We start from the raw sequence: 20,808 nt of genomic DNA, 5'->3' as shown, positions 1-20,808 counted from the left end.
CAATGACATACTTATTTAAGAAGCTGTTTCAAGCCTGCTTTCTATAAAACAGGCTTGAAACAGAAATTTATGCTAATACAGATTCAGCTTTGTTGAACACTGCGCCTGGAGCCGTAGCTGCCTGTGGATGTTTCACATGCCACTCGAACTCCTCACGGAAGTGACGAACGGCTGCGGCAACTGGCCAAGCAGCTGCATCACCCAACGGACAGATGGTGTTTCCTTCTATCTGTTTGGCAACACTTACCAACAGGTCAATGTCGTGCATGTGGCCGTGGCCGTGCTCAATGCGGTGCAATACTTTCTCCATCCAACCGGTTCCTTCACGGCACGGGCTGCACTGTCCGCAAGACTCGTGGTGGTAGAAACGGGCTAAAGTCCAGGTATGGCGCACAATACAAGTCTGGTCATCCATCACGAAGAATCCGCCGGAACCTAACATGGTACCTGTGGCGAAACCTCCGTCAGACAAAGACTCGTAGGTCATCAATCTATCTTCACCGGCAGCAGTTTTCAGGATTAACTCCTTCGGTAGAATTGGAACAGAAGAACCTCCGGCAATCACTGCTTTCATGTCGCGGCCTTTCCAGATACCACCGCAGTACTCGTCTGAGTAGATGAATTCCTCCACAGGAACACCTAACTCAATCTCGTACACGCCCGGTTTGTTGATGTTGCCACCGGCAGAAATCAGCTTGGTACCGGCACTACGACCAATCCCGAATTTCGCGTACTCAGCGGCGGTGTTGGTGATAATCCACGGAACAGTGGCGATAGACTCCACGTTGTTCACCACGGTTGGGCAACCATAAAGGCCCCAAACCGCCGGGAACGGAGGCTTATTACGCGGGTTCCCGCGCTTGCCTTCCAGAGATTCCAACAAAGCTGTTTCCTCGCCGCAGATGTACGCGCCACCACCTGGGTGCACGTGCAAGTCAAGAGAGTAACCGCTTCCTAAAATGTTCTCGCCCAGAAAACCGTTGGCGTAGGCTTCCGCAATGGCTTTCTCCAGAATACGCAGTACATACAACAACTCACCTCGGATGTAGATATAAGAAGTACGAGCACCCAGCGCGTAGCTAGACGTAATCATCCCCTCAATCAACAGGTGCGGCAGTTTCTCCATTAGATACCGGTCTTTGAAAGTGCCCGGTTCTGATTCGTCGGCGTTGCAAACTAAGTAGCGTGGCTTGCCTTCTGGCTTGGCCAAAAAGCTCCATTTCATCCCGGTAGGGAATCCGGCACCACCACGGCCTCTTAAGCCCGATGCTTTCACTTCTTCCACCACTTCCTCTGGGGACATGGTTTTCAAGGCTTTCTCTACGGAGGCGTAACCGCCGTGCTTGCGATAGACGTCAAAGGTGTGGATGCCTTCAACGTTGATATGTTCAGTTAATAATTTTCTTCCCATGGTTTCCTTACGGTTAAGGCTTTCAGGTCTTCCAGCATCTGGTCAGCGCGGGCAGGGTCCAGGTCTTCGTAGAATTGCTCGCGCACTTGCAGCATCGGTCCGGTGCCGCAGGACGCCAAACACTCTACTGTTTTAAGGGTGAAGTTACCGTCGGCAGAGGTCTCGCCTACTTTGCAGCCCAGACGGTTCTCCAGGTGCTCAATCAGTTGGTCTGAGCCACGCAGCATGCAAGGACCCGTGCGGCAAACTTCCAACACGTGCTTGCCTACCGGCTTCAGGTTAAACATGGTGTAAAAGGTAGCTACCTCGTACACTTCTATAGGCTGTATGTTCAGGATTTCGGCCACCTTATCCATTACCTCAGGGCTTACCCAACCACCAAACTCCGCTTGCGCGATGTGCAGGATAGGCAAAATAGCGGACTTCTGACGGTCAGCCGGATAATGAGATAAGTAGCGCCGGATTTCGGCCATGGCCCCTTCCGAAAACTGTACTTGTGGTTTCTCTACTGTTTGGTCCATTTGGTCAATGGCAGGTATAAAAGCTGCGTTTTAGGCAGGCTTAGGAAAAATCGTTTCTAAAATGGGAACCGCTTACGCGTCTAGCTCACCGGCAATCACGTTCATGGAAGACAGGATCACAATTGCATCTGACAACTGTGTGCCCACTACCATTTCTGGGTATGCCTGGTAATAGATGAAGCAAGGTCTTCTGAAGTGCAAACGGTACGGCGTGCGGCCTCCGTCAGACACCAGGTAGAAACCTAGCTCACCGTTACCGCCTTCTACCGAGTGATATACTTCACCAGCCGGAGCGTCTATCTCACCCATCACAATCTTGAAGTGATAGATCAACGCTTCCATGTTGCGGTACACCGCCTGCTTTGGCGGCAGGTAGAACTCCGGTGCATCGGCGTGGAATGGACCTTCAGGAAGGTTGTCCATGGCTTGCTGGATAATACGTAAGCTCTGCCAGATTTCCTCGTTACGAACCATGAAGCGGTCATACGTATCACCCTTGGTACCTACCGGAATTTCGAAGTCGAAGTCCTGGTAAGAAGAGTATGGGTTCATCACGCGCACATCATAATCCACGCCAGCGGCTCGCAGGTTTGGACCGGTAAAGCCGTAGTTCAAGGCACGCTCGGCAGTGATTGGTCCCACATTCTCCACCCGGTCAATAAAGATCCGGTTGCGGTTGAACATAGTTTCAAACTCGCGCATCACCTTAGGGAAATCGCGCAGGAAGTCCCTGATTTTCTGAATAGCTACCGGTGATAAATCACGCTCCATGCCGCCTACTCTACCCATGTTGGTCGTTAAGCGGGCTCCGCAGATTTCCTCGTAGATTTCGTAGATTTTCTCTCTTTCCTGGAAAACGTACAAGAAGCCGGTGAAAGCTCCTGTATCCACCCCAAGGATAGAGTTACAAATCAAGTGGTCGGCAATACGCGCCAATTCCATCACGATTACCCGTATGTACTCGGCACGTTTTGGCACGGTCACGCCCAACAGTTTCTCTACCGTCATCCACCAGCCCATGTTGTTGATGGGCGAGGAGCAGTAGTTCATGCGGTCGGTGAGCGGGGTGATTTGGTAAAAGTTACGGCGCTCCGCGATTTTCTCAAAGGCGCGGTGTATGTACCCAATCGTCGGCACACCAGACACAATCTTCTCGCCATCCATTTGCAGGATGTTCTGGAAGATACCGTGCGTGGCGGGGTGCGTAGGTCCTAAATTCAGAGTGGTGAGCTCCTGCATGTAGGAATCTGGGGTAACTATCTGTGTATTTTGTTTGGCTAACTCCATGTGGGAACTTAGTAGTAAGCAGAAACGCCGGCGGCCTTGTCTTGTGCACAAAGCCGTTGGCGTTTATAAAGTTTATCTTCCGAAGAAGGTATTAATCTTGTCTTCGCGGGTCTGGTCTTCCAGCGGAAACTCTTTGCGCATAGGAAACGCCTCCATCTCCTCCACATTGAGAATGCGGATAAGGTTGGGGTGGCCTTCAAAGCGGATGCCGTAGAAGTCAAAGGTTTCGCGCTCCATCCAGTTAGCGGTAGCGTACAGGTTGGTGGCGGTTGGCACCACGGCATCATCTTCTGAGAAGAAGATTTTGATACGCAGCCTGATGTTGTGCACCAGGCTGTGCAGGTGGTAAATCACGCCTAATTCCTGCCCCTTGTTATCTGGGTAATGAATACCGCACATAGTGGTCAAGAACTGAAATTGCAGGAAGGCATCATCATACAAAGCCTGTAGCATTGGGATGATGTTTTCCCGGGTAGTGGTCACGGTCACAAGCCCGTAAGGCTCATGGATATCAAACAACTGGTCGCCAAATTTCTCTTGCAGCGCTTGTACCAGCAGTTCGTTGGTTAGTTCGGCCATGCCTTATTTAATGTTGTAAGAAGCCAGTAATGCTTGATATTCCGGGGAGTTCCGGCGGCGGAGCGACTCGTTCTCGGCTAAATCCTGAATGCGCATAAGGCCATCAATAATCTGCTCAGGGCGCGGCGGGCAACCAGGCACGTACACGTCTACCGGTACAATGCGGTCAATGCCTTGCAACACGCTGTAAGAATCAAAGATACCACCGCTGGTAGCGCAGGCGCCTACGGCAATTACCCAACGCGGCTCGGCCATCTGCTCGTACACCTGTTTCACCACCGGACCCATTTTCTTGGCAATGGTACCCATCACCATCAAAAGGTCGGCCTGACGTGGCGAGAAGCTTGGGCGCTCAGACCCGAAACGGGAAATATCATAGTGAGAGCCCATGGTAGCCATGTACTCAATTCCGCAGCAAGAGGTAGCAAACGGCAACGGCCACAAAGAGTGCTTACGGGCCAGACCTACTACTTTCTCCAGGGAAGTGGCGAAAAAGCCGGTTCCTTCTACCCCTTCTGGGGCGTCTACCATGGTTAAATTGCTATTTTTATCGCTCATGAGTCGTTTTCGCTTAGTTTTCAGAGAATCAGGCCAAGAACCGGCCTCTTTCTGAACACTTTTTCGCTTGTAAAAGTTTGCCGCCTACGCGACGATTATTGACGCTATTCCCACTTGAGAACGCCTTTCCGGATAACGTAGTAGAAGCCGGTCAAAAGCAGCCCCATGAACATGAGCATCCAGACGAAGCCATCCAGACCCAAGGCTCTGAAGTTCACGGCCCAAGGATACAGGAAGATTACTTCCACGTCAAAAAGTACAAACAGGATGGCAATCAGGAAATACTTGATGGAAATAGGGGTACGAGCATCACCTTTCGATTCAATACCACACTCCCAGGAAGCATTTTTCACCTGGCTTTTGCGCTTGGGGCCAATCAGGTGGGTGACCACCATAGAGAACACCACAAAACCCAGCGCCGCCACAAATTGAATCACGATTGGAAGATAATCTCCCGGTAAATATTGTGCAGGGACAGTTGTTTCCATATTACAAAGCTATTTGGTGCAAAAGTAGAGACTTAAACCTAAGATTCAAACTAAAAAGCATTTTGGGCAAGGCTTCTGGCCAAGCCTTTCATCTAACGAACAGCCGTTCTGTTTATTTTACAAAAACGACTACAAGAAATCGTTATCATTTAAAAAAATTAGAAAATAATTGGGATTCCTGTAATATTTTATAAATTTCATTTACTAATCATATGAGTAGTGTAAATACACTCAAGCAAGCGGAAAAAGAAGCCCCCTCCTTCTCTCTGCCTGACTCATTTTTTAGTAAGTTTTCTTCAGACCGATAAATGCCCAACTACTTTAGTTGGGCTTTTTCCGTTTAGAGCCAAATTGAAAAAATCACTTTCTAAACTACCTTTGCCGCCTGCCGGAACTTAACGGCCTGAAATTTGCATTCGGCTGTTAAGTCAATTTGACGCACGAAAACCTTTATGAAGAGAACCTATCTATTATTGCTTGTCCTGCCGCTCACGGTTTTGCTGGCGTTTGCGCCCAAACTGAAAAAGGTGTCGGTGGCCAAGAACGTTTCGCTTTCCATTCCGCAGAACTTTGAGATGATGCCCGATGACGGAATCGCCCGCGAGTACCCGGCGGCCCGCAAGCCCTTGGGCGTGTTCACCTCTCCCGATGGCCAGATAGACATCAGCGTGAACCAACGCCCTAGCACGTTCCCTGCCGATGATATCAACATCCTGCTTCCGTTTTACAAGGCATCTATCCAGCGCATGTTCACCGAGGTACAGTTCCTGCGCGAGGAGAAACAAACCATCAACGGACGCGATTTCTTGGTGTATGAGTTTGTCTCTACCGTACGCGATGAGCGCCGCACTCGCAACATGGCCCCGGTACGCAAGTACACGCTCATTCAGTACACGTTCCAGAAAGACCAGATGGTAATTTTCAGTTTCAACGCCCCGGTGCAACTGCAGAAAGAATGGCAGGAAACCGCCCGTGCTGTCATGGCCAGTGCCACCGTGAAGTAATACGAACTTCTTCCTTTGCCGGAAGAGACCGCTTTTGTTTAGGGCCTGTTTTCCAGAAAACAGGCCCTAATTGTTTTCCATACAACCAAAGAAAGCTCTCCAGAGTAAAAAAAAGGCTAGCTTTCTATTAACTTGAACTCGTGTTAAGCATCCATTCAGACGAACATTTTATGCGCGAAGCCTACAAGCAAGCGCAATACGCCCTAGAAGAAGGCGAAATTCCCATTGGCGCCGTGGTGGTCTGCCAAAACAAAATCATTGCGCGCGCCTATAACCAAACCGAGAAACTCAACGATGTCACGGCCCACGCCGAGATGCTCGCCTTCACCGCTGCCGCTAACCATTTAGGCAATAAATACCTGCACGATTGCACGCTGTACGTGACCGTAGAGCCCTGCGTCATGTGCGCCGGCGCGAGCTATTGGTCCCAGTTGAAGCGGGTAGTGTACGCCACCTCTGATGAGAAACGCGGTTACCGACGCACGGGCGTAAACCTGCTGCACCCGAAGACCGAGTTGGCAACTGGTATCCTGGCGCACGAGTGCTCGCAATTGATGACCGAGTTTTTTAGAGCGAAAAGAATTTAGTTTATCTTTGGCCCGTTCCGTATTAATAGCAGAACTATTGTATTTCTAACCTATAACCACATAAAACTATGGCATTTGAACTTCCGCAACTTCCGTATGCGTACGATGCGCTTGAGCCGCACATCGATCGTCAGACAATGGAAATCCACCATACCAAGCACCACCAAGCGTATACCACTAACCTGAACAACGCCATTCAGGGGACTGAGAAAGAAAATCAGTCTATTGAAGAAATCCTGCGCGATGCCGCTAAAACTCCGGCTATCCGTAACAACGGCGGTGGTTTCTATAACCACAACCTGTTCTGGACTATCCTGGCTCCTAACGCTGGTGGTAACCCAACTGGTCCGGTAGCAGAGGCCATTGACAAAGCATTCGGTTCTTTTGACGCGTTCAAAGAAGAGTTTACCAAAGCCGCTACTACTCGTTTCGGGTCTGGCTGGGCCTGGCTTTGCGCCGTAGAAGGTGGCTCTGTACAAATCTGCTCTACCCTGAATCAGGACAACCCCTTAATGGAAGGTGTTGATTCTTGCGGTGGCGTTCCAATTCTGGGTCTTGACGTGTGGGAGCACGCGTACTACCTGAAATACCAGAACCGCAGACCTGAGTACATCGCAGCGTTCTTCAACCTGATTAACTGGGATGAAGTAAACCGTCGTTACGCACAAGCCAACGGCTAAGCAACAATAGATTTCAAAATCTGCCAAAAGGCCTCATCTTCACTGATGAGGCCTTTTTTGTTTCTGCCAATTTGAAGAGCACTGCTTTTCAGGCCTGTTTTAGCGAAAAGACGCCAAAAGCACGAATTACTTTCGGTGGCGCGAGCCTGCGGTCAAAGGCAGGCGCAATACCTTGTGGTTGCCCTTTTCAGTAGAGCAGGCAAAAGAGCAGCCACAAGGTGTTGTCCCTACTTAACTACAGCTTGCGCAATAACCCGAAACCCACGCATTCGCATTTGTGGCGCGATATCCTTGGGGCAACGACACCTGCACTTTCTGAGTCAGGCATTCCACCTTTTGGCAGTTCAGGCACTGGAAATGGAAATGGTCATGCGTATGGTGGTTTTCCTGGCAACCATGGCACAAGGCGAAATAGGACTTTCCATCATCAGAGACGATGCGGTGCGCCAAGCCATCTTCGCAGAACCGGTTCAAGACCCGGTAGATGGTTACCCTATCGGCCTCACCTTTCATCTTTTGCTCAATCATGTCCTGACTCAAGGCCGAGTCGGAAGTTTGGAGCATGCCTAAAATTGCCTGTTGGGCAGGGGTAGTTCGTCTTTTCATCTCAACTAATGCAACACTGTTGCAATAATAGAAAACTTTTATACATTTGCCAAAAACAATTCACCCATGGCAACTTCCCGGAGGAGACTTTTTAAGTGCAGAAGAGTAACAACTTCTGCACGTCCACTTGGTAGCAGCCATACAACTAACGATATCCAATGGCAGAAAGAACAGATTTTGACGTCATCATCATCGGCGGAAGTTACGCCGGCCTTTCCGCGGCAATGGCGCTGGGTCGGTCTCTCCGGCAAGTCTTAGTCCTGGACAGCGGTAAACCCTGCAATTGGCAGACGCCGAACTCGCACAACTTTCTTACAAGAGACGGCGAAACTCCAGCCGCCATCGCGCAGATTGGCAAGGAACAGGTATTGGCTTATCCTACCGTAACTTTTAAAGCTGGCAAAGCCGTGCAGGTGACCGGGCAGAACAACGCTTTTGAAGTAACCACCGAGGCCGGCGCTACTTTCAAGGGCAGCAAGCTCTTATTCACCACGGGTGTGAAAGACCAAATGCCTGAGGTGGAAGGGTTCGCAGAGTGTTGGGGAATCTCAGTGTTGCATTGCCCGTATTGCCATGGCTATGAGGTACACCACCAGGAACTGGGCATTCTGGCCAACGGCGACATGGCATTTGATTTGGCCAAGTTGATTTCTAACTGGTCGCCCCGCCTCACGGTTCTCACAAACGGGCAACATACGCTTACAGAAGAGCAGTTACAGGCTTTACAGAAACACCAGATTCCTGTTGACGAGCGGGAAATTGCCTTGCTGAGCCATGACCAAGGATATTTGCAACATGTGGTGTTCACCGATGGCTCCGTACTGCCCTTGAAAGCCATCTACGCCAGACCGGCGTTCACCCAGCATTGCCCCTTACCACAGGAAGCAGGGTGTGAACTAACTCCGGCGGGGCATCTGAAAGTGGACATCCTCCAGAAGACGACGGTACCCGGCATTTACGCATCCGGTGATGCTACCATCATGATGCGCTCAGTTTCCATGGCTATCTCAGGTGGCACCATAGCCGGAGCAGCCATCAACAAAGAGCTGATTGACGAACGCTTTTGAGGTAATTTCTGGAAAATAGCCTTAAATCAAGCGCAGCACTTCCCTGCGCACGTTTTACCAGATAAAATTGTAATATAGAGCCTAGACTATAACAGGCTTTTATGGAGGTATTTCTGCTTTTGGTGTTGGTGGGCTTGGCGCTTTGGTTTGGCACCAGAATATCGCGTCATCTGCTTGAGCATCGCCGGGACATACAGGAAGTACGGGAAGAACTGACCCGGCTGCGGGAACAGCTCAGCCGCTCCACGGTGCGCCCACCGATGGATGCCGCCCAGGAAGCTATCCGACGAGATGGTGCTAATGCAACTGCTTCGCCCTCCGCAGATGTTTCTGCTCCACCTTTAGCACAACCTGTTCCTACGCCTCCACCGGTTTTCACGCCACCTACACCAGTTCCTGTTGAAACACCATTTGCGCAACCTGAAAACATTCTGGCTCCTGAACCAATACCAACCGCTGCTTTTACCTCCGCTCAAGAGGCTTCTGTTCCCCAAGAAGCAGAATCCACCAAACCTTCCATTTTCTCGCGAAAACTGGATTGGGAGAAGTTCATTGGCGAAAACCTCATCAACAAACTCGGAATTGGGATTCTGGTGCTGGGCATCGGGTTCTTCGTGAAGTATGCCATTGACCAGGACTGGATTAACGAAGTAGGCCGGGTAGCCATTGGGTTACTCGCAGGTGGGGCCTTGCTGGGCATCGCGCACCGGCTTAGAAAGGAGTATAAAGCCTTTAGCTCTGTGCTCATCGGCGGCGGCATGGCGGTCCTGTACTTCACCATTGCCATCGCTTTTCATGAGTATCAGATTTTCAGCCAGACAGTGGCGTTCATCTTGATGATGGCCATTACGGGCTTTACCATCTTCCTGTCCATTGCCTATGACCGAATGGAACTAGCAGTGCTGGCCTTGGTAGGTGGTTTCGGGAGCCCGTTCATGGTAAGTACCGGCGAGGGCAACTACATCGTGCTGTTCGTCTTTATCATGCTTTTGAACGTAGGTATTCTGGTGCTGGCGTACTTTAAGAAGTGGAACCTGTTGAACCTGATTGCCTACGTTTTTACTATTATTCTATACGGTGGTTGGTTCGGAACCCGGGTGGTGGACGTGCCCAATGCTCCTTACGTGGGTGCCTTGGTCTTTGCCACGCTCTTCTACCTGGTGTTCTTCCTGATGAACCTCATTTACAACGTAAAAGAGCGCCGCAGATTTACCGGTCCCGAGATTATGATGCTGCTGAGCAACACGTTTCTGTATTATGGGGTGGGTATGTACGTCATGTCACAAATAGCCGGAGGCAGTTACCGAGGCTTGTTCACCATTCTGCTGGGCCTTTTCAACTTTGTATTCGCATACGGGCTCTACCGCAGCAACCGGGTAGACCGCAACTTGGTGTACCTGCTCATTGGTTTAGTGTTGACGTTCCTGAGTTTATCGGCGCCTATTCAGTTGGAAGGCAATTACATTACGTTATTCTGGGCGTTGGAGGCAGTTTTGTTGCTGTGGCTCTCGCAACGGTCGGGAATTCAGTTAATGAAGCATGCCTCGGTGCTGGTGCTGGTGTTAATGCTGGGCAGCCTGGCCATGGACTGGCTGGACTATTCCATCGCCCGGGAAGGACTGCCGCTACTGGTGAATAAACTCTTTATTACCGGTCTGGTAGTAGTAGCCTCTTTGGCGGGAACCTGGTTGCTGCTGGGAAGGGAAAGGGAAATTACCACTCCACCCATCAAGTTCTTCCAGGTGTACAGAACCTTGGTAGGCCTGGCGCTGGTGCTGTTCCTGTACCTGGTGCTTTTACTGGAGTTGCAACACCAACTTACCCATTCTACCCTGAGCGGCGATGTGCAGATACAGTTGCTGGGCTTCTACCATTACCTGTTCCTGTTGGGCTTGCTGGCGTGGAGCGCCCGACTAACAAACCCGGTGTATAGTAGGGTGGTCATGGGATTGTCTCTGGTGGCTTTGCTGGCCTACCTCATCAATCTGCAGCCCTCGGCCAGTTACATCCGGAACGGCTATCTCTTTAACCAAACCGAAACCTTGGCAGGGTTCCTAAGCCATTACCTGCCCTTGCTGACGCTGGTCATTTTACTGGCCGCCGTGCTCCGGAAGGTGCAGCAGCAGTTTGGGTTTACAAGTAAACTGGGAAAAATTAGTTTGTGGCTAGCCAGTGCCGCGGGCGTGTTCCTGCTCAGCTTCGAATTAGTGCATCTTTGGTTATTGAAGTCGCACCCCACTTCTGCCGAGCTGTACAACTCTATGGGGCACATCCGGAAAATAGGCTTTCCTATTCTTTGGGGCGTGATTTCGTTTGTGTTGATGATGGTGGGCATGTCCAAAAAAATTAAGACCCTGCGCATTATCTCGCTCACCCTATTCTTCCTGACCTTGCTCAAGCTCTTCCTGTTTGACGTGCGGGACATGACCGAGGGAGGCAAGATTGCAGCCTTTATCTGCCTGGGCGTGCTGCTGCTGGTGATTTCGTTTATGTACCAAAAGCTCAAAAACCTTATTTTAGAAGGAGAAACCAAGCCTCTGGAGGCTAGCCCTGTTCCAAATGAAGATTAAACTGCTGTCCCTCTTAGCCGGATTTCTATGGTGCATGCTACCTGCCCAAGCGCAGGAGTTTGGCTGGCAGGCTCAACTTGCTCCGGTGACGCAGTCAGGCTATCACCGCATACTGCTTCCTCCTCAGGTGACGGGACACCTGCAACCAAACTTGGAAGACCTCAGGGTATTTGACCCCAAGGGACAAGCCGTGCCATACCTGGTCCGCACCGAGGTCCCGCTTCAATACCGCACCTTGTTCAAGCCATACGAGATTCTAAGCTATACAAAAAAGCCAGGGGGCATGTCAGAGCTCTTGGTGCACAATCCGCAGAAACGGGCCATAAACAACATCAGCCTGCGCATTGGCAATGCCGAGGTCCGCAAACAGGTTTCGCTGAGCGGCAGCAATGACCAACAGGATTGGTATGTGCTCAAGGAACAGGATGTGTTGTACGCCATCCGCAACACCCGCAGCACCAATGAGGTCAAACTGCTGGACTTTCCGTTGAGCAATTACCGGTACTTCCGGCTCCAATTGAACGACTCTGCCAGCGCTCCGCTCAACATTCTGCAGGCAGGCTATTATGACACGTACTCCGAGGCGGGCAAGTACACCCGCATCCCGGTGCAATCACTCACCCGCGTAGATAGCACCGAGAACCACACTTCCTATCTGCGGCTCCGATTCGGGCAACCGGTGTACCCAGAGCAGATGGCTTTGTACATCTCGGCCCCGGCGTTGTATCACCGGCCGGGAAGAGTAGTGCTGGGCGAAGAGAAAGTCTATGAACGCCGCAGAAGGAAACGCCGTCGGGCCCGCATGCAGGAAATATCGGTTCCGCTGCTACTGCACTCTAACGCCCCGACTGTGCTGGACCTGCCACGCCAAAAAGTGGAAGGATTGGTCATTGAAATTGAGAACGCCGATAATCCGCCGCTGACCATTGACTCGGTGTGGGTGCTGCAGCTTAACCGTTACCTGATTGCTGAGCTCACCCCGGGACAAACTTATACCTTGCGGTTCGGGAACGAGAAACTAGCTGCCCCAGAGTATGACCTGCAGTTCTTCCAGGACAGCATTCCACTAAGCACCCCGGTAGTTCAGGTACAAAACATTACATCTCTTTCTTCTCCTAAATCCGGAAAACAGCCCCAAAGCTCTAAGATTTTAATTTGGGCCGCCATTGCCGCGTTAGCCTTGGGACTGGGCTATATGACGGTGCGGTTGCTGCGAGATATGGAGAAAAAAGCCTAAAGCGCGGCAGTACGCATCTTCAGAGCCAGAATACCTTCTTTCACCTGTTTCTTAGTTTAAGAGCTGTTTTTATGAAAACAGCCCTTAAACGATCAGGCCAACTCCGCTACTCCGGTTTTTTCTTCCTGGGTTTGGAGCAGGCGCATTTGCAGGGCCAACATGTCCTTTTTTAGTTGGAAGTTTCTCTCCCAGCTTGTGTTGACAAAAAGACTCAGGGCTTCAGTCAGGGTAGAAAGGGCCTCGTTGTCAAAACCCTCCTCGGTGAAGTACACGTGTTGGTGCTGGGTGTAGGCTTCCAGCTTTTGCAGCTCCTCGTGCTTCAGACAACGGGTATACGCAGGTTCTTGCAGAAGCTCCAGCAAGCGTTCTTTCACAGGCTTTTCCTGCTCGGTTACCTTGCTCATAATGGCATGAGCCCTTTCCAAGGCCATCTCAGAAGAGAACACAGGTTCCAGCGTCTCAAAAAGTTGTTGGTATAACGCCGTGTCTTCCTGGGCCTGCTGGGTAGCGGTGAATACGTTCTGGTAAGCAGCGATCAGTTCATTCTTGGCAGATTCTGAGGTAGCCTGCTGCACAAAGAACTGAAACACCTTTTGGTCTAGCAGGAATAGTTGCTCTTGGGCTTCTTTTAGTTCGGCTTCCAGGATCTGCTGCACCACAGCTGCTTCCTTGGTACTGTATTTCTGGCCGTCAAAATCAAAGGTCTTGGTATCATACGCCCCCTGCAAGAGACCCTGCACCACATTCAAATCTCTTTCAAGGCTCGTGATCTTCTCTGGTAGCTGACAGTTGGTTTCTGAGAACAAGTCATTGAACTGGAGGGCGGGAAGCACCGAGGCTTGGGTTTGGGCTTCCTCCAGGTCAAAGGAATTCAGGTTGCGGTCATCATAGAAACCCTTGTAGGCTTTGTCAAAGCTGCGTTCGCGTATCTGGAAGTCCATTTTCTGGTTAAAGGCTGCCAGGGTAAGCGCCTTCGGTATGGAAGAGAATTGGGCTTTCTCATAGACTTTCTCGGTCATCTGGTGCTGCACTTTCTCCACCTCTCTGAACAGCGTCCACGCCGATTCATGCAACACCACCGCCGGGATGTTGAGCGATAACAGATGAGCTTCCCGGTCATCGGTGCTGGGGTGCGAGGCCCATTGGTCTTTGATAACGATGCGACTTTGGCTGAAAATCGCCAGACTTTGGGCATTCACCTGCAGTAGGCCGTGCGCCACAGGAATGTTGAAGTCCTGCGCGAAGCGGTGCATCAAGGCCTGGTGCTGCGGGTACATGTTATCGGCTTTCAGGTTCTCATTGAACCAGGTGTTGTACTGGCTAAAAAGCTGCGAGTAGCAGATATCGGCGGCTTCTAAGCGACGCAGACTGGTGATGAGCGGCTCAGAGCCCGAGACAAACGCCGCCACAGAATCGGCGTGGAATTCCATCTGGCGCGACAGGCCCATGTACGGTTTGTTCACCACCACGTAAGCTTTCTGCAGCCCCCACTGGATGCCTTGCACAATCTTCACCGTCAGGCCCGCGAACAAGGCAAAGTACCCACTGATATTGGACCATTTCTCCAGAGTCTTGCCGTAGCCTTCGTTGTCATAGAGCATATTGTAGATGGCCTTGTTCACGTTGTACACGTAGGAGCCCAACTTCATGCTGCGCTGCGAAAAGTGCCCGAACTCATGCGCCAGAATGGCTTTAAACTCAGAGATGTTCACGGAGTTCACTAGGCCTAAGCCAATCACCAGGTTCTTTTTCACGGGCAGAAACATGCTCCAGAAACTGGAATCGTAGAAAACGGCGGCGTTGACCTCCGGAGACAAATAGATTCTCTTGGGAAAAGGCGTCTGCGTCTCCTGCGTGATGTTCCGGATGAACGCAAATAGATCGGGTTGCTCGGCCTCGGTGACTTCCACCATGCCAGACCGATCCGTTTTGCTGCGCTTGAAGATAAACTTAAGCAAAAAGAACAGCACCATGAGTCCTAAACCGGCCAGACCTAAGCCCAACATGAGCGTGAAAAACGCCGGTTTAAGAATCACCAGCATCACCCCGGCATAGCCGCATAATACCGCCAACAAGGTAGCAGCGACCATTAATGCCACGTACACCACCGCAAAAAACGCGATGGCACCGGCTACGTTCACAACTTCTTTCTTAAACGCAGCCGAGGGCGTGATGACCTGCTCACTTACGTTCTGGGGCATGGGCGGATAGGGAAAAGATGCTTTCATCTGACGAGGGTTCTTATGAGACTCTTAAGATAGAAACAATCCCAACACAAAAACACAGGCAACTTCTTTTCAATAGAAAAATTTAAAGAAGCAGGACCTCTCTCCCACTAGTCTAATGAGACCTGCACTTATCTGGAAGTGGTTATGGCCTGGTTTCCTGAAAGTAGCCCAAAATCCACTTCCTCAAACCTGACCAAAGGCTTTTTGATGATTTGCCTTCAACTTTCTGAGCACATTTTCTAAAAAACAACTCTAAAACAGAGAAGCCTTTCTGCTCATTGGCTATTTTTCAGTAGTTTACTAGTCGCATTCCAAACACCACCTTAACAAACAGAATTACATGCAACACCCATTACCACACCGGTTCATCCGGCAGTGCCTTCCCTTGCTGCTGGGCGGACTAACGCTCTTGGCTCCCCTTACTTCTGAGGCCCAGAAAAAGGGAAAAACCAGTACCTCCCGAAACAAGAAAGCAACGCAAGATCCGTACCCAGAGAAATTATACAATGGCATGACATGGCGGTCCATCGGGCCGTACCGCGGCGGGCGTTCTGCTACCGCAACCGGTGTACCGGGCAAGCCGAACCTCTATTATTTTGGGGCTACGGGCGGTGGCGTGTGGCGCACCAAAGACGGTGGTTCCAGCTGGGAGAACATCTCTGACAAGTACTTCGGCGGCTCTATTGGCGCAGTGGCGGTGAGCGAGGCCGACCCCAACGTGATCTATGTGGGCGAAGGCGAGAAAACCGTGCGTGGCAACGTGTCCTCTGGGTTCGGGATGTGGAAGTCAGAGGATGCGGGCTTGACCTGGAAACACATCGGGCTGAAAGATGCGAAGCACATCCCCCGCGTGCGCATCCACCCGAAGAACCCTGATTTGGTGTACGCGGCGGCCCTGGGCAACATCTATGCACCCAATGACATGCGCGGCGTGTACCGCTCCAAAGATGGCGGCAAGAACTGGGAGCGCGTGCTGTTCGTGAACAACGAAGTAGGCATCGTGGACCTGACTATAGATCCGGTGAACCCCAGAAACCTCTACGCCACTTCCTGGCGGGTACAGCGCACGCCCTACAGCCTTTCTTCCGGCGGACCTGGTTCCGGCATCTGGAAAAGCACTGACGGCGGCGACACTTGGAAAGAAATCTCCCGCGCCACCGGCTTACCGAAAGGCACCTTGGGCATCATTGGCGTGACTGTTTCGCCGGTAAACAACCAGCGCGTTTGGGCTCTGGTGGAAGCCGAAGACGGTGGTTTGTTCCGCTCTGAGAACGGTGGCGAAAGCTGGACCAAGGTGAACGAAGACCGCAGCCTTCGCCAACGCGCCTGGTACTACACCCGTCTCACCGCCGATCCGCAGAACGTAGATGGTGTGTACGTGCTCAACGTAGGTCACCATTACTCTACTGACGGCGGCAAGTCCTTCAAGTCCATCCCTACGCCGCACTCTGACCACCACGACCTTTGGATTGCCCCCGAAGACCCCAAGCGCATGATTATCGCCGATGACGGCGGGGCGCAGGTGAGCTTTGATGGCGGCGAGAACTGGAGCACGCCAGACAATCAACCTACTGGCCAGTTTTACCGCGTAGTCACCGATAACGCTTTCCCGTACCGCATCTACGGAGCGCAGCAGGACAACAGCGCCGTCCGGATTGCCAGCCGTACCAGTGGACGTAGCATCGGTCAGCACGATTGGGAAGAAACTGCGGGTTCTGAAAGCGCGCACATTGCGGTGAACCCCAAAGACCCCGAGATTGTGTACGGCGGAAACTACGGCGGCTTCATCGGGCGTTTGGACCACAAAACAGGTTTTGAGCGCACCATCAACGTATGGCCAGACAACCCCATGGGCCACGGCGCCGAAGGCATGAAGTACCGCTTCCAGTGGAACTTCCCCATTTTCTTCTCGCCCCATAACGCCAACCGGCTGTACACCACGTCCAACCACGTGCACGTGACCACTAACGAAGGCCAAAGCTGGGAAGTCATCAGCCCTGATCTGACGCGCAACGACAAGTCCAAGCTGGGACCATCCGGTGGACCCATCACCAAAGACAACACCAGCGTGGAGTACTACGGAACCATCTTCGCGGCTATGGAATCTCCCGCTGAGGAAGGCGTGATCTGGGCCGGATCAGATGATGGTTTGGTACAGGTGACCCGTGACGCCGGCAAGACTTGGACGAACGTAACACCCAAGGCACTGCCCGAGTGGAGCATGATCAACAGCGTAGACCCGCACCCTACCCAAAAAGGCGTGATGTACATGGCGGCCACCCTCTACAAAACTGGAGATTTCCAGCCGCTGCTTTTCAAGACCACGGATTACGGTAAAACCTGGACGAAAATCACCAACGGGATTCCGGCCACGCACTTCACCCGCGTAGTACGCGCAGATCCTAAACGACCCGGTTTGCTGTACGCGGGTACAGAATACGGTATGTACATCTCGTTTAATGAAGGGACTTCCTGGAAGCCATTCCGCCTGAATCTGCCGCTGGTGCCTATCACCGACTTAACCATCAAGAACGACAACCTCATTGCCGCTACCCAAGGCCGGGGCTTCTGGATCATTGACGATTTAACACTGCTGCACCAGCTTACCCCGCAGTTAGCCGACAGCAAGTTTCACCTGTTCAAACCCATGGCTACCTACAAAACTTTGGGCGTTAATTTCGCAAACACCAAGTTTGAAGGCCAGAACCATCCGGGTGGTGTGATGATGCATTTCTATCTGCCTATTACCCCAGATACAACTTCCAAAATAACGTTGGAACTTCTGGAGAAAGACGGCAAACTGATCAAGAAATACACGTACGGCGCCAAAGAAGCGGCTGACAAACTGGAGGCAAAAACCGGCCTGAACCGCTTTGTCTGGAACATGACTTACCCTGAGGCATCCCGCTTTGAAGGCATGATTCTGTGGGGCGGCGGTACACAAGGACCTAAGGCGATTCCCGGCACCTACAAAGCCCGCCTCACCGTGAACGGACAGCCGCAGGAAACCGAGTTTGTGATCTTGCAAGACCCACGCAGCCAAACCCCGCTCGCCGATCTACAGGCGCAACACGCCTTCCTGCTTTCCGTGCGGGACAAACTCACCGAGACGCATGACGCCATCAGCAAAATACGGGAAGCCCGCACGCAGATGAACGCCGTGACGGCCCGCTTCCAGGGTCGTTCCGACATGAAAGACGTGCTGGATGCCGCCAAAGCCATGAACAAGAAAATGACCGAGGTGGAGGAAACGCTGTACCAGACCAAGAACCGCAGTGGCCAGGATCCGTTGAACTACCCCATCCGGTTGAACAACAAACTGGCCAACTTAGCCTCCCAAGCCTCGGTAGGTGATTTCCGGCCAACGGATCAGATGTATGCGTTCCAGAAGGAAGTGACCGCTCAGATAGACGAGCAGTTGCAGAAGCTGAATCAGGTGTTTACCACTGATCTGCCAGCCCTGAACCAGCTCATCCGGAGCAAGAACGTGGATGCCATCATGCTGAAAGAGAAAAGTGAAACAAAGTAGGAAAGTCTTAAAACTGACAAATTCTAATAAAGAAAACTCCTGCCGCGCAAAGTGGCAGGAGTTTTCTTTTATGCCTGTTTCATCCAAATTGCCCTGAAAACGGTTTTGTTATGATACCTCTCACCACTAGGCAGTATATGCTGGCTTCTGGGTTAGGGTGGCTTTCTCTTCGCGCAAGCAAGGCCTGCATGATAAAATTGCCAGCACTCTAGTGGTCAAAGTCAAATAATCCTTATTTGTCCTTTTTCCGTATTTTTTTGCAAACCAAACCTAAAACAGGATCTAGACTATGTCAATGACAAAAGAATTCAAAGAATTTGCCATGCGTGGCAACGTGGTAGACTTAGCTGTAGGGGTAATTATTGGAGCCGCCTTCGGGAAAATTGTTACTTCTCTGGTAGAAGATATCCTGATGCCTCCGTTGGGTCTTTTAATTGGAGGGGTAGATTTCAAAGACCTGAAGCTGATATTACGGCAGGGAGTGATGGGGGCAGACGGAAAAATGACTGACGTGACGTTGAATTATGGCAACTTCATCCAGAGCTTAATTGACTTCATCATCATTGCCCTGGCCATCTTTGCGGTAGTGAAACTGATGAACTCCCTGAAGCGCAAGAAAGCCGCTTCCCCAGATATTCCGCCAGCACCCACCAAAGAAGAAGTACTGCTCACCGAAATCAGAGATGCCTTACGCACCAAACCTTTGTAATTCTTTTCAGCCTAGTTTCTATAAACCAAGCCATAAAACAGAAAGGGCACCGAGTAACTCAGTGCCCTTTCTGTTTTCTATAGCAGCTAGAAGCTTATGCTTCGTTCTTTTTATCCTTGATCGCTAACTGACCACAGGCGGCGTCAATGTCCTTGCCTCGGCTACGGCGCACGTTTACCTGTACGCCTCTATCGGCTAGGTAGCGCATGAACGGCTCCAAACGGTCATCCTCAGACTTCTGGAACAGCCCGCCCTCAATAGGGTTGTATTCAATGATGTTCACCTTACAAGGAATGATTTTAGAGAACTGCAGCAATTCCTGCGCATCCTCTAAGTTATCATTGAAGTGGCTCAACAAGATGTACTCATATGTCACCTTGCGACCGGTTTTCTGATGGTAGTACACCAATGCTTCTTTCAAGGCCTCCAGCGAGTTAGTCTCGTTGATAGGCATGATCTCATTGCGTTTGGTGTCATTGGCAGCATGCAAGCTCAAGGCTAAGTTGGCTTTGATACCGTCATCGGCCATCTTCTTGATCATTTTAGCAATACCGGCGGTACTAACCGTGATGCGGCGGGCCGCCATGTTCAGACCGTCGGGCGCTGTGATGCGCTCAATAGACTTCATCACGTTAGCGTAGTTCAACAACGGCTCGCCCATGCCCATGTACACAATGTTGGTCAACGGACGGTTGTAGTTGTTCTCGGTCTGCTCCTTGATGCGCACTACCTGGTCATAGATCTCATCGGCGTTCAGGTTTCTGATGCGGTCCATTTTACCGGTGGCGCAGAAAGAGCACGTCAACGAGCAACCCACCTGGCTGGAAACGCAGGCAGTCATACGCCTAGGGTGCGGAATCAGCACGCCTTCCACAATGTTGCCATCGTAGAGGCGGAACGTAGATTTTATGGTATAGTCTGAACTCAGCTGACTGGTGTTCACCTCCACGCTGTTAATGGTGAAGGAACGCTCCAGTTTCTCGCGCAGCGGCAGACTGATGTTGTTCATCTCTGCGAACGAGGTGGCCGTGAGTTTCCAGATCCACTCGTAGACTTGTTTGGCACGGAAAGGCTTTTCGCCCTGCTCCACCATCCAGGCCTTGAGTTGGTCCAGAGACAGTTTCCGGATGTCCTGCCGGTTCAGAATCTCGATATCTGGGATCAATGTGGTACTCATACTACAAAGGTACAAAATATCTTACGCTTTAGTTTCCAGACGCTCTAAGGCCTCTTGAGGTATTGTCTTTAATTTTCTTGTGCTGTAGTCAAAGCACAACATCCCGGTTTTAGCATGGGCTATTTCCTTGCCGTTTTGGTTGGAAAGCCGGTAAACCAAGTCAAAGCCGTACTTGCTGAACTCGGTGGCCTGCACCTGCACGGTGAGCACATCGCCGTAGAACCCTTCGCCTTTGTAGACAATGCCCACGTCTGACATAATCAGCCCGGCTCCTGCAAAATCCATTTCTGAGTAGCCGTGTTCTTTCAGGTATCTGACCCGTGCCTCATGGAGGAGGCTCAGCAACGCGTCATTACCCAGGTGCCCTCCGTAGTTAAGGTCTGTGATCCGGATGGGTAGTTCGGTCTGAAACGAGAAATTGGCGGGTAGGTCTATTTTGATGCGGGCCACTTTGCGTTGGAAAGAATGAGAGAATAACGTCTGGATACCTGACCGTTTCCGGCGGTTCTTGGCAAAGTAAGCAAAAAATAACCCCGGCGCTTCTCAGAGCCGGGGCTGATAGTATCATTC

At 51.3% G+C, this 20,808-nt stretch carries 18 protein-coding genes; 8 read left to right on the top strand and 10 right to left on the bottom strand.

Going from position 1 to position 20,808, the window contains the following annotated elements; genetic code table 11:
- Positions 1–67: 67 nt before the first annotated feature.
- The 6 genes from nuoF to ACW9SV_RS14135 all read right to left on the bottom strand — a co-directional run bounded on the left by nuoF (position 68) and on the right by ACW9SV_RS14135 (position 4,844).
- On the bottom strand, positions 68–1,411 hold the full coding sequence (nuoF, locus tag ACW9SV_RS14160) for an NADH-quinone oxidoreductase subunit NuoF (RefSeq protein WP_149092016.1): 1,344 nt from the start codon (positions 1,409–1,411) through the stop codon (positions 68–70).
- Positions 1,393–1,932 (bottom strand): NADH-quinone oxidoreductase subunit NuoE family protein, encoded by a 540-nt coding sequence (locus ACW9SV_RS14155; protein WP_479557430.1) that lies wholly within the window; start codon positions 1,930–1,932, stop codon positions 1,393–1,395. The genes nuoF and ACW9SV_RS14155 overlap by 19 nt, the downstream gene beginning before the upstream one ends.
- 72 nt (positions 1,933–2,004) lie before the next feature.
- Positions 2,005–3,219 carry an NADH dehydrogenase (quinone) subunit D gene (nuoD, locus tag ACW9SV_RS14150; protein ID WP_479557429.1) on the bottom strand — a complete coding sequence of 405 codons (1,215 nt, stop codon included), beginning with the start codon at positions 3,217–3,219 and terminating at the stop codon, positions 2,005–2,007.
- A 72-nt stretch (positions 3,220–3,291) separates the two neighbouring features.
- The gene (locus ACW9SV_RS14145) at positions 3,292–3,798 is read right to left on the bottom strand and encodes an NADH-quinone oxidoreductase subunit C (protein ID WP_186640990.1); all 507 of its coding nucleotides are present in this window, start codon (positions 3,796–3,798) and stop codon (positions 3,292–3,294) included.
- A 3-nt stretch (positions 3,799–3,801) separates the two neighbouring features.
- On the bottom strand, positions 3,802–4,356 hold the full coding sequence (locus tag ACW9SV_RS14140) for an NADH-quinone oxidoreductase subunit B (RefSeq protein ID WP_479557428.1): 555 nt from the start codon (positions 4,354–4,356) through the stop codon (positions 3,802–3,804).
- A gap of 104 nt (positions 4,357–4,460) precedes the next feature.
- Positions 4,461–4,844 carry an NADH-quinone oxidoreductase subunit A gene (locus ACW9SV_RS14135; protein WP_479557427.1) on the bottom strand — a complete coding sequence of 128 codons (384 nt, stop codon included), beginning with the start codon at positions 4,842–4,844 and terminating at the stop codon, positions 4,461–4,463.
- Positions 4,845–5,296: 452 nt separating this feature from the next.
- On the opposite strand from ACW9SV_RS14135, the gene ACW9SV_RS14130 reads away from it, so the two are divergent.
- From ACW9SV_RS14130 to ACW9SV_RS14120, 3 genes are all read left to right on the top strand, one after another.
- Positions 5,297–5,848: a hypothetical protein gene (locus tag ACW9SV_RS14130; protein ID WP_479557426.1), complete on the top strand. Its 552-nt coding sequence runs from the start codon at positions 5,297–5,299 to the stop codon at positions 5,846–5,848.
- A gap of 140 nt (positions 5,849–5,988) precedes the next feature.
- Positions 5,989–6,435 carry a nucleoside deaminase gene (locus ACW9SV_RS14125; RefSeq protein WP_479557425.1) on the top strand — a complete coding sequence of 149 codons (447 nt, stop codon included), beginning with the start codon at positions 5,989–5,991 and terminating at the stop codon, positions 6,433–6,435.
- A gap of 68 nt (positions 6,436–6,503) precedes the next feature.
- Positions 6,504–7,115: a superoxide dismutase gene (locus ACW9SV_RS14120; protein WP_479557424.1), complete on the top strand. Its 612-nt coding sequence runs from the start codon at positions 6,504–6,506 to the stop codon at positions 7,113–7,115.
- Positions 7,116–7,346: 231 nt separating this feature from the next.
- On the opposite strand, the gene ACW9SV_RS14115 is transcribed toward ACW9SV_RS14120, so the two are convergent.
- Positions 7,347–7,721: a Fur family transcriptional regulator gene (locus ACW9SV_RS14115; RefSeq protein ID WP_479557423.1), complete on the bottom strand. Its 375-nt coding sequence runs from the start codon at positions 7,719–7,721 to the stop codon at positions 7,347–7,349.
- A 158-nt stretch (positions 7,722–7,879) separates the two neighbouring features.
- Here ACW9SV_RS14115 and ACW9SV_RS14110 point away from each other — a divergent pair, with 158 nt between their 5' ends.
- The 3 genes from ACW9SV_RS14110 (at position 7,880) to ACW9SV_RS14100 (ending at position 12,595) form a co-directional block, all read left to right on the top strand.
- Positions 7,880–8,788 (top strand): NAD(P)/FAD-dependent oxidoreductase, encoded by a 909-nt coding sequence (locus ACW9SV_RS14110; RefSeq protein WP_479557422.1) that lies wholly within the window; start codon positions 7,880–7,882, stop codon positions 8,786–8,788.
- Between the two features lie 101 nt (positions 8,789–8,889).
- Positions 8,890–11,358 carry a DUF2339 domain-containing protein gene (locus tag ACW9SV_RS14105; RefSeq protein ID WP_479557421.1) on the top strand — a complete coding sequence of 823 codons (2,469 nt, stop codon included), beginning with the start codon at positions 8,890–8,892 and terminating at the stop codon, positions 11,356–11,358.
- Positions 11,348–12,595 (top strand): hypothetical protein, encoded by a 1,248-nt coding sequence (locus ACW9SV_RS14100; protein ID WP_479557420.1) that lies wholly within the window; start codon positions 11,348–11,350, stop codon positions 12,593–12,595. The genes ACW9SV_RS14105 and ACW9SV_RS14100 overlap by 11 nt, the downstream gene beginning before the upstream one ends.
- Before the next feature lie 92 nt (positions 12,596–12,687).
- Here the strand turns inward: ACW9SV_RS14100 and ACW9SV_RS14095 are convergent, their stop codons facing one another.
- Positions 12,688–14,823 carry a M48 family metalloprotease gene (locus tag ACW9SV_RS14095; protein WP_479557419.1) on the bottom strand — a complete coding sequence of 712 codons (2,136 nt, stop codon included), beginning with the start codon at positions 14,821–14,823 and terminating at the stop codon, positions 12,688–12,690.
- Between the two features lie 340 nt (positions 14,824–15,163).
- Between ACW9SV_RS14095 and ACW9SV_RS14090 the strand changes: the two genes are divergently transcribed.
- Together ACW9SV_RS14090 and mscL are read left to right on the top strand one after the other, a co-directional pair.
- Positions 15,164–18,352 carry a VPS10 domain-containing protein gene (locus tag ACW9SV_RS14090; protein WP_479557418.1) on the top strand — a complete coding sequence of 1,063 codons (3,189 nt, stop codon included), beginning with the start codon at positions 15,164–15,166 and terminating at the stop codon, positions 18,350–18,352.
- 289 nt (positions 18,353–18,641) lie between these two features.
- Positions 18,642–19,061: a large-conductance mechanosensitive channel protein MscL gene (gene mscL / locus ACW9SV_RS14085; RefSeq protein WP_479557417.1), complete on the top strand. Its 420-nt coding sequence runs from the start codon at positions 18,642–18,644 to the stop codon at positions 19,059–19,061.
- Positions 19,062–19,155: 94 nt separating this feature from the next.
- Here mscL and rlmN read toward each other — a convergent pair whose 3' ends face one another.
- Positions 19,156–20,238: a dual-specificity RNA methyltransferase RlmN gene (gene rlmN, locus ACW9SV_RS14080; protein WP_479557416.1), complete on the bottom strand. Its 1,083-nt coding sequence runs from the start codon at positions 20,236–20,238 to the stop codon at positions 19,156–19,158.
- A 21-nt stretch (positions 20,239–20,259) separates the two neighbouring features.
- Positions 20,260–20,688 carry an acyl-CoA thioesterase gene (locus ACW9SV_RS14075; protein WP_479557415.1) on the bottom strand — a complete coding sequence of 143 codons (429 nt, stop codon included), beginning with the start codon at positions 20,686–20,688 and terminating at the stop codon, positions 20,260–20,262.
- Positions 20,689–20,808: the final 120 nt, after the last annotated feature.

This window comes from Rufibacter sp. JT20002 (genome assembly GCF_056491185.1).
This window is presented reverse-complemented; position numbering and strand designations above follow the sequence as displayed.

Coding starts and splice junctions, on each gene's coding strand:
- ACW9SV_RS14130 (WP_479557426.1), top strand. CDS start 5,297: ATGAAGAGAACCTATCTATTATTGCTTGTCCTGCCGCTCACGGTTTTG.
- nuoF (WP_149092016.1), bottom strand. CDS start 1,411: ATGGGAAGAAAATTATTAACTGAACATATCAACGTTGAAGGCATCCAC.
- ACW9SV_RS14155 (WP_479557430.1), bottom strand. CDS start 1,932: ATGGACCAAACAGTAGAGAAACCACAAGTACAGTTTTCGGAAGGGGCC.
- rlmN (WP_479557416.1), bottom strand. CDS start 20,238: ATGAGTACCACATTGATCCCAGATATCGAGATTCTGAACCGGCAGGAC.
- ACW9SV_RS14145 (WP_186640990.1), bottom strand. CDS start 3,798: ATGGCCGAACTAACCAACGAACTGCTGGTACAAGCGCTGCAAGAGAAA.
- ACW9SV_RS14105 (WP_479557421.1), top strand. CDS start 8,890: ATGGAGGTATTTCTGCTTTTGGTGTTGGTGGGCTTGGCGCTTTGGTTT.
- ACW9SV_RS14090 (WP_479557418.1), top strand. CDS start 15,164: ATGCAACACCCATTACCACACCGGTTCATCCGGCAGTGCCTTCCCTTG.
- ACW9SV_RS14135 (WP_479557427.1), bottom strand. CDS start 4,844: ATGGAAACAACTGTCCCTGCACAATATTTACCGGGAGATTATCTTCCA.
- ACW9SV_RS14140 (WP_479557428.1), bottom strand. CDS start 4,356: ATGAGCGATAAAAATAGCAATTTAACCATGGTAGACGCCCCAGAAGGG.
- nuoD (WP_479557429.1), bottom strand. CDS start 3,219: ATGGAGTTAGCCAAACAAAATACACAGATAGTTACCCCAGATTCCTAC.
- ACW9SV_RS14100 (WP_479557420.1), top strand. CDS start 11,348: ATGAAGATTAAACTGCTGTCCCTCTTAGCCGGATTTCTATGGTGCATG.
- ACW9SV_RS14115 (WP_479557423.1), bottom strand. CDS start 7,721: ATGAAAAGACGAACTACCCCTGCCCAACAGGCAATTTTAGGCATGCTC.
- mscL (WP_479557417.1), top strand. CDS start 18,642: ATGTCAATGACAAAAGAATTCAAAGAATTTGCCATGCGTGGCAACGTG.
- ACW9SV_RS14095 (WP_479557419.1), bottom strand. CDS start 14,823: ATGAAAGCATCTTTTCCCTATCCGCCCATGCCCCAGAACGTAAGTGAG.
- ACW9SV_RS14110 (WP_479557422.1), top strand. CDS start 7,880: ATGGCAGAAAGAACAGATTTTGACGTCATCATCATCGGCGGAAGTTAC.
- ACW9SV_RS14120 (WP_479557424.1), top strand. CDS start 6,504: ATGGCATTTGAACTTCCGCAACTTCCGTATGCGTACGATGCGCTTGAG.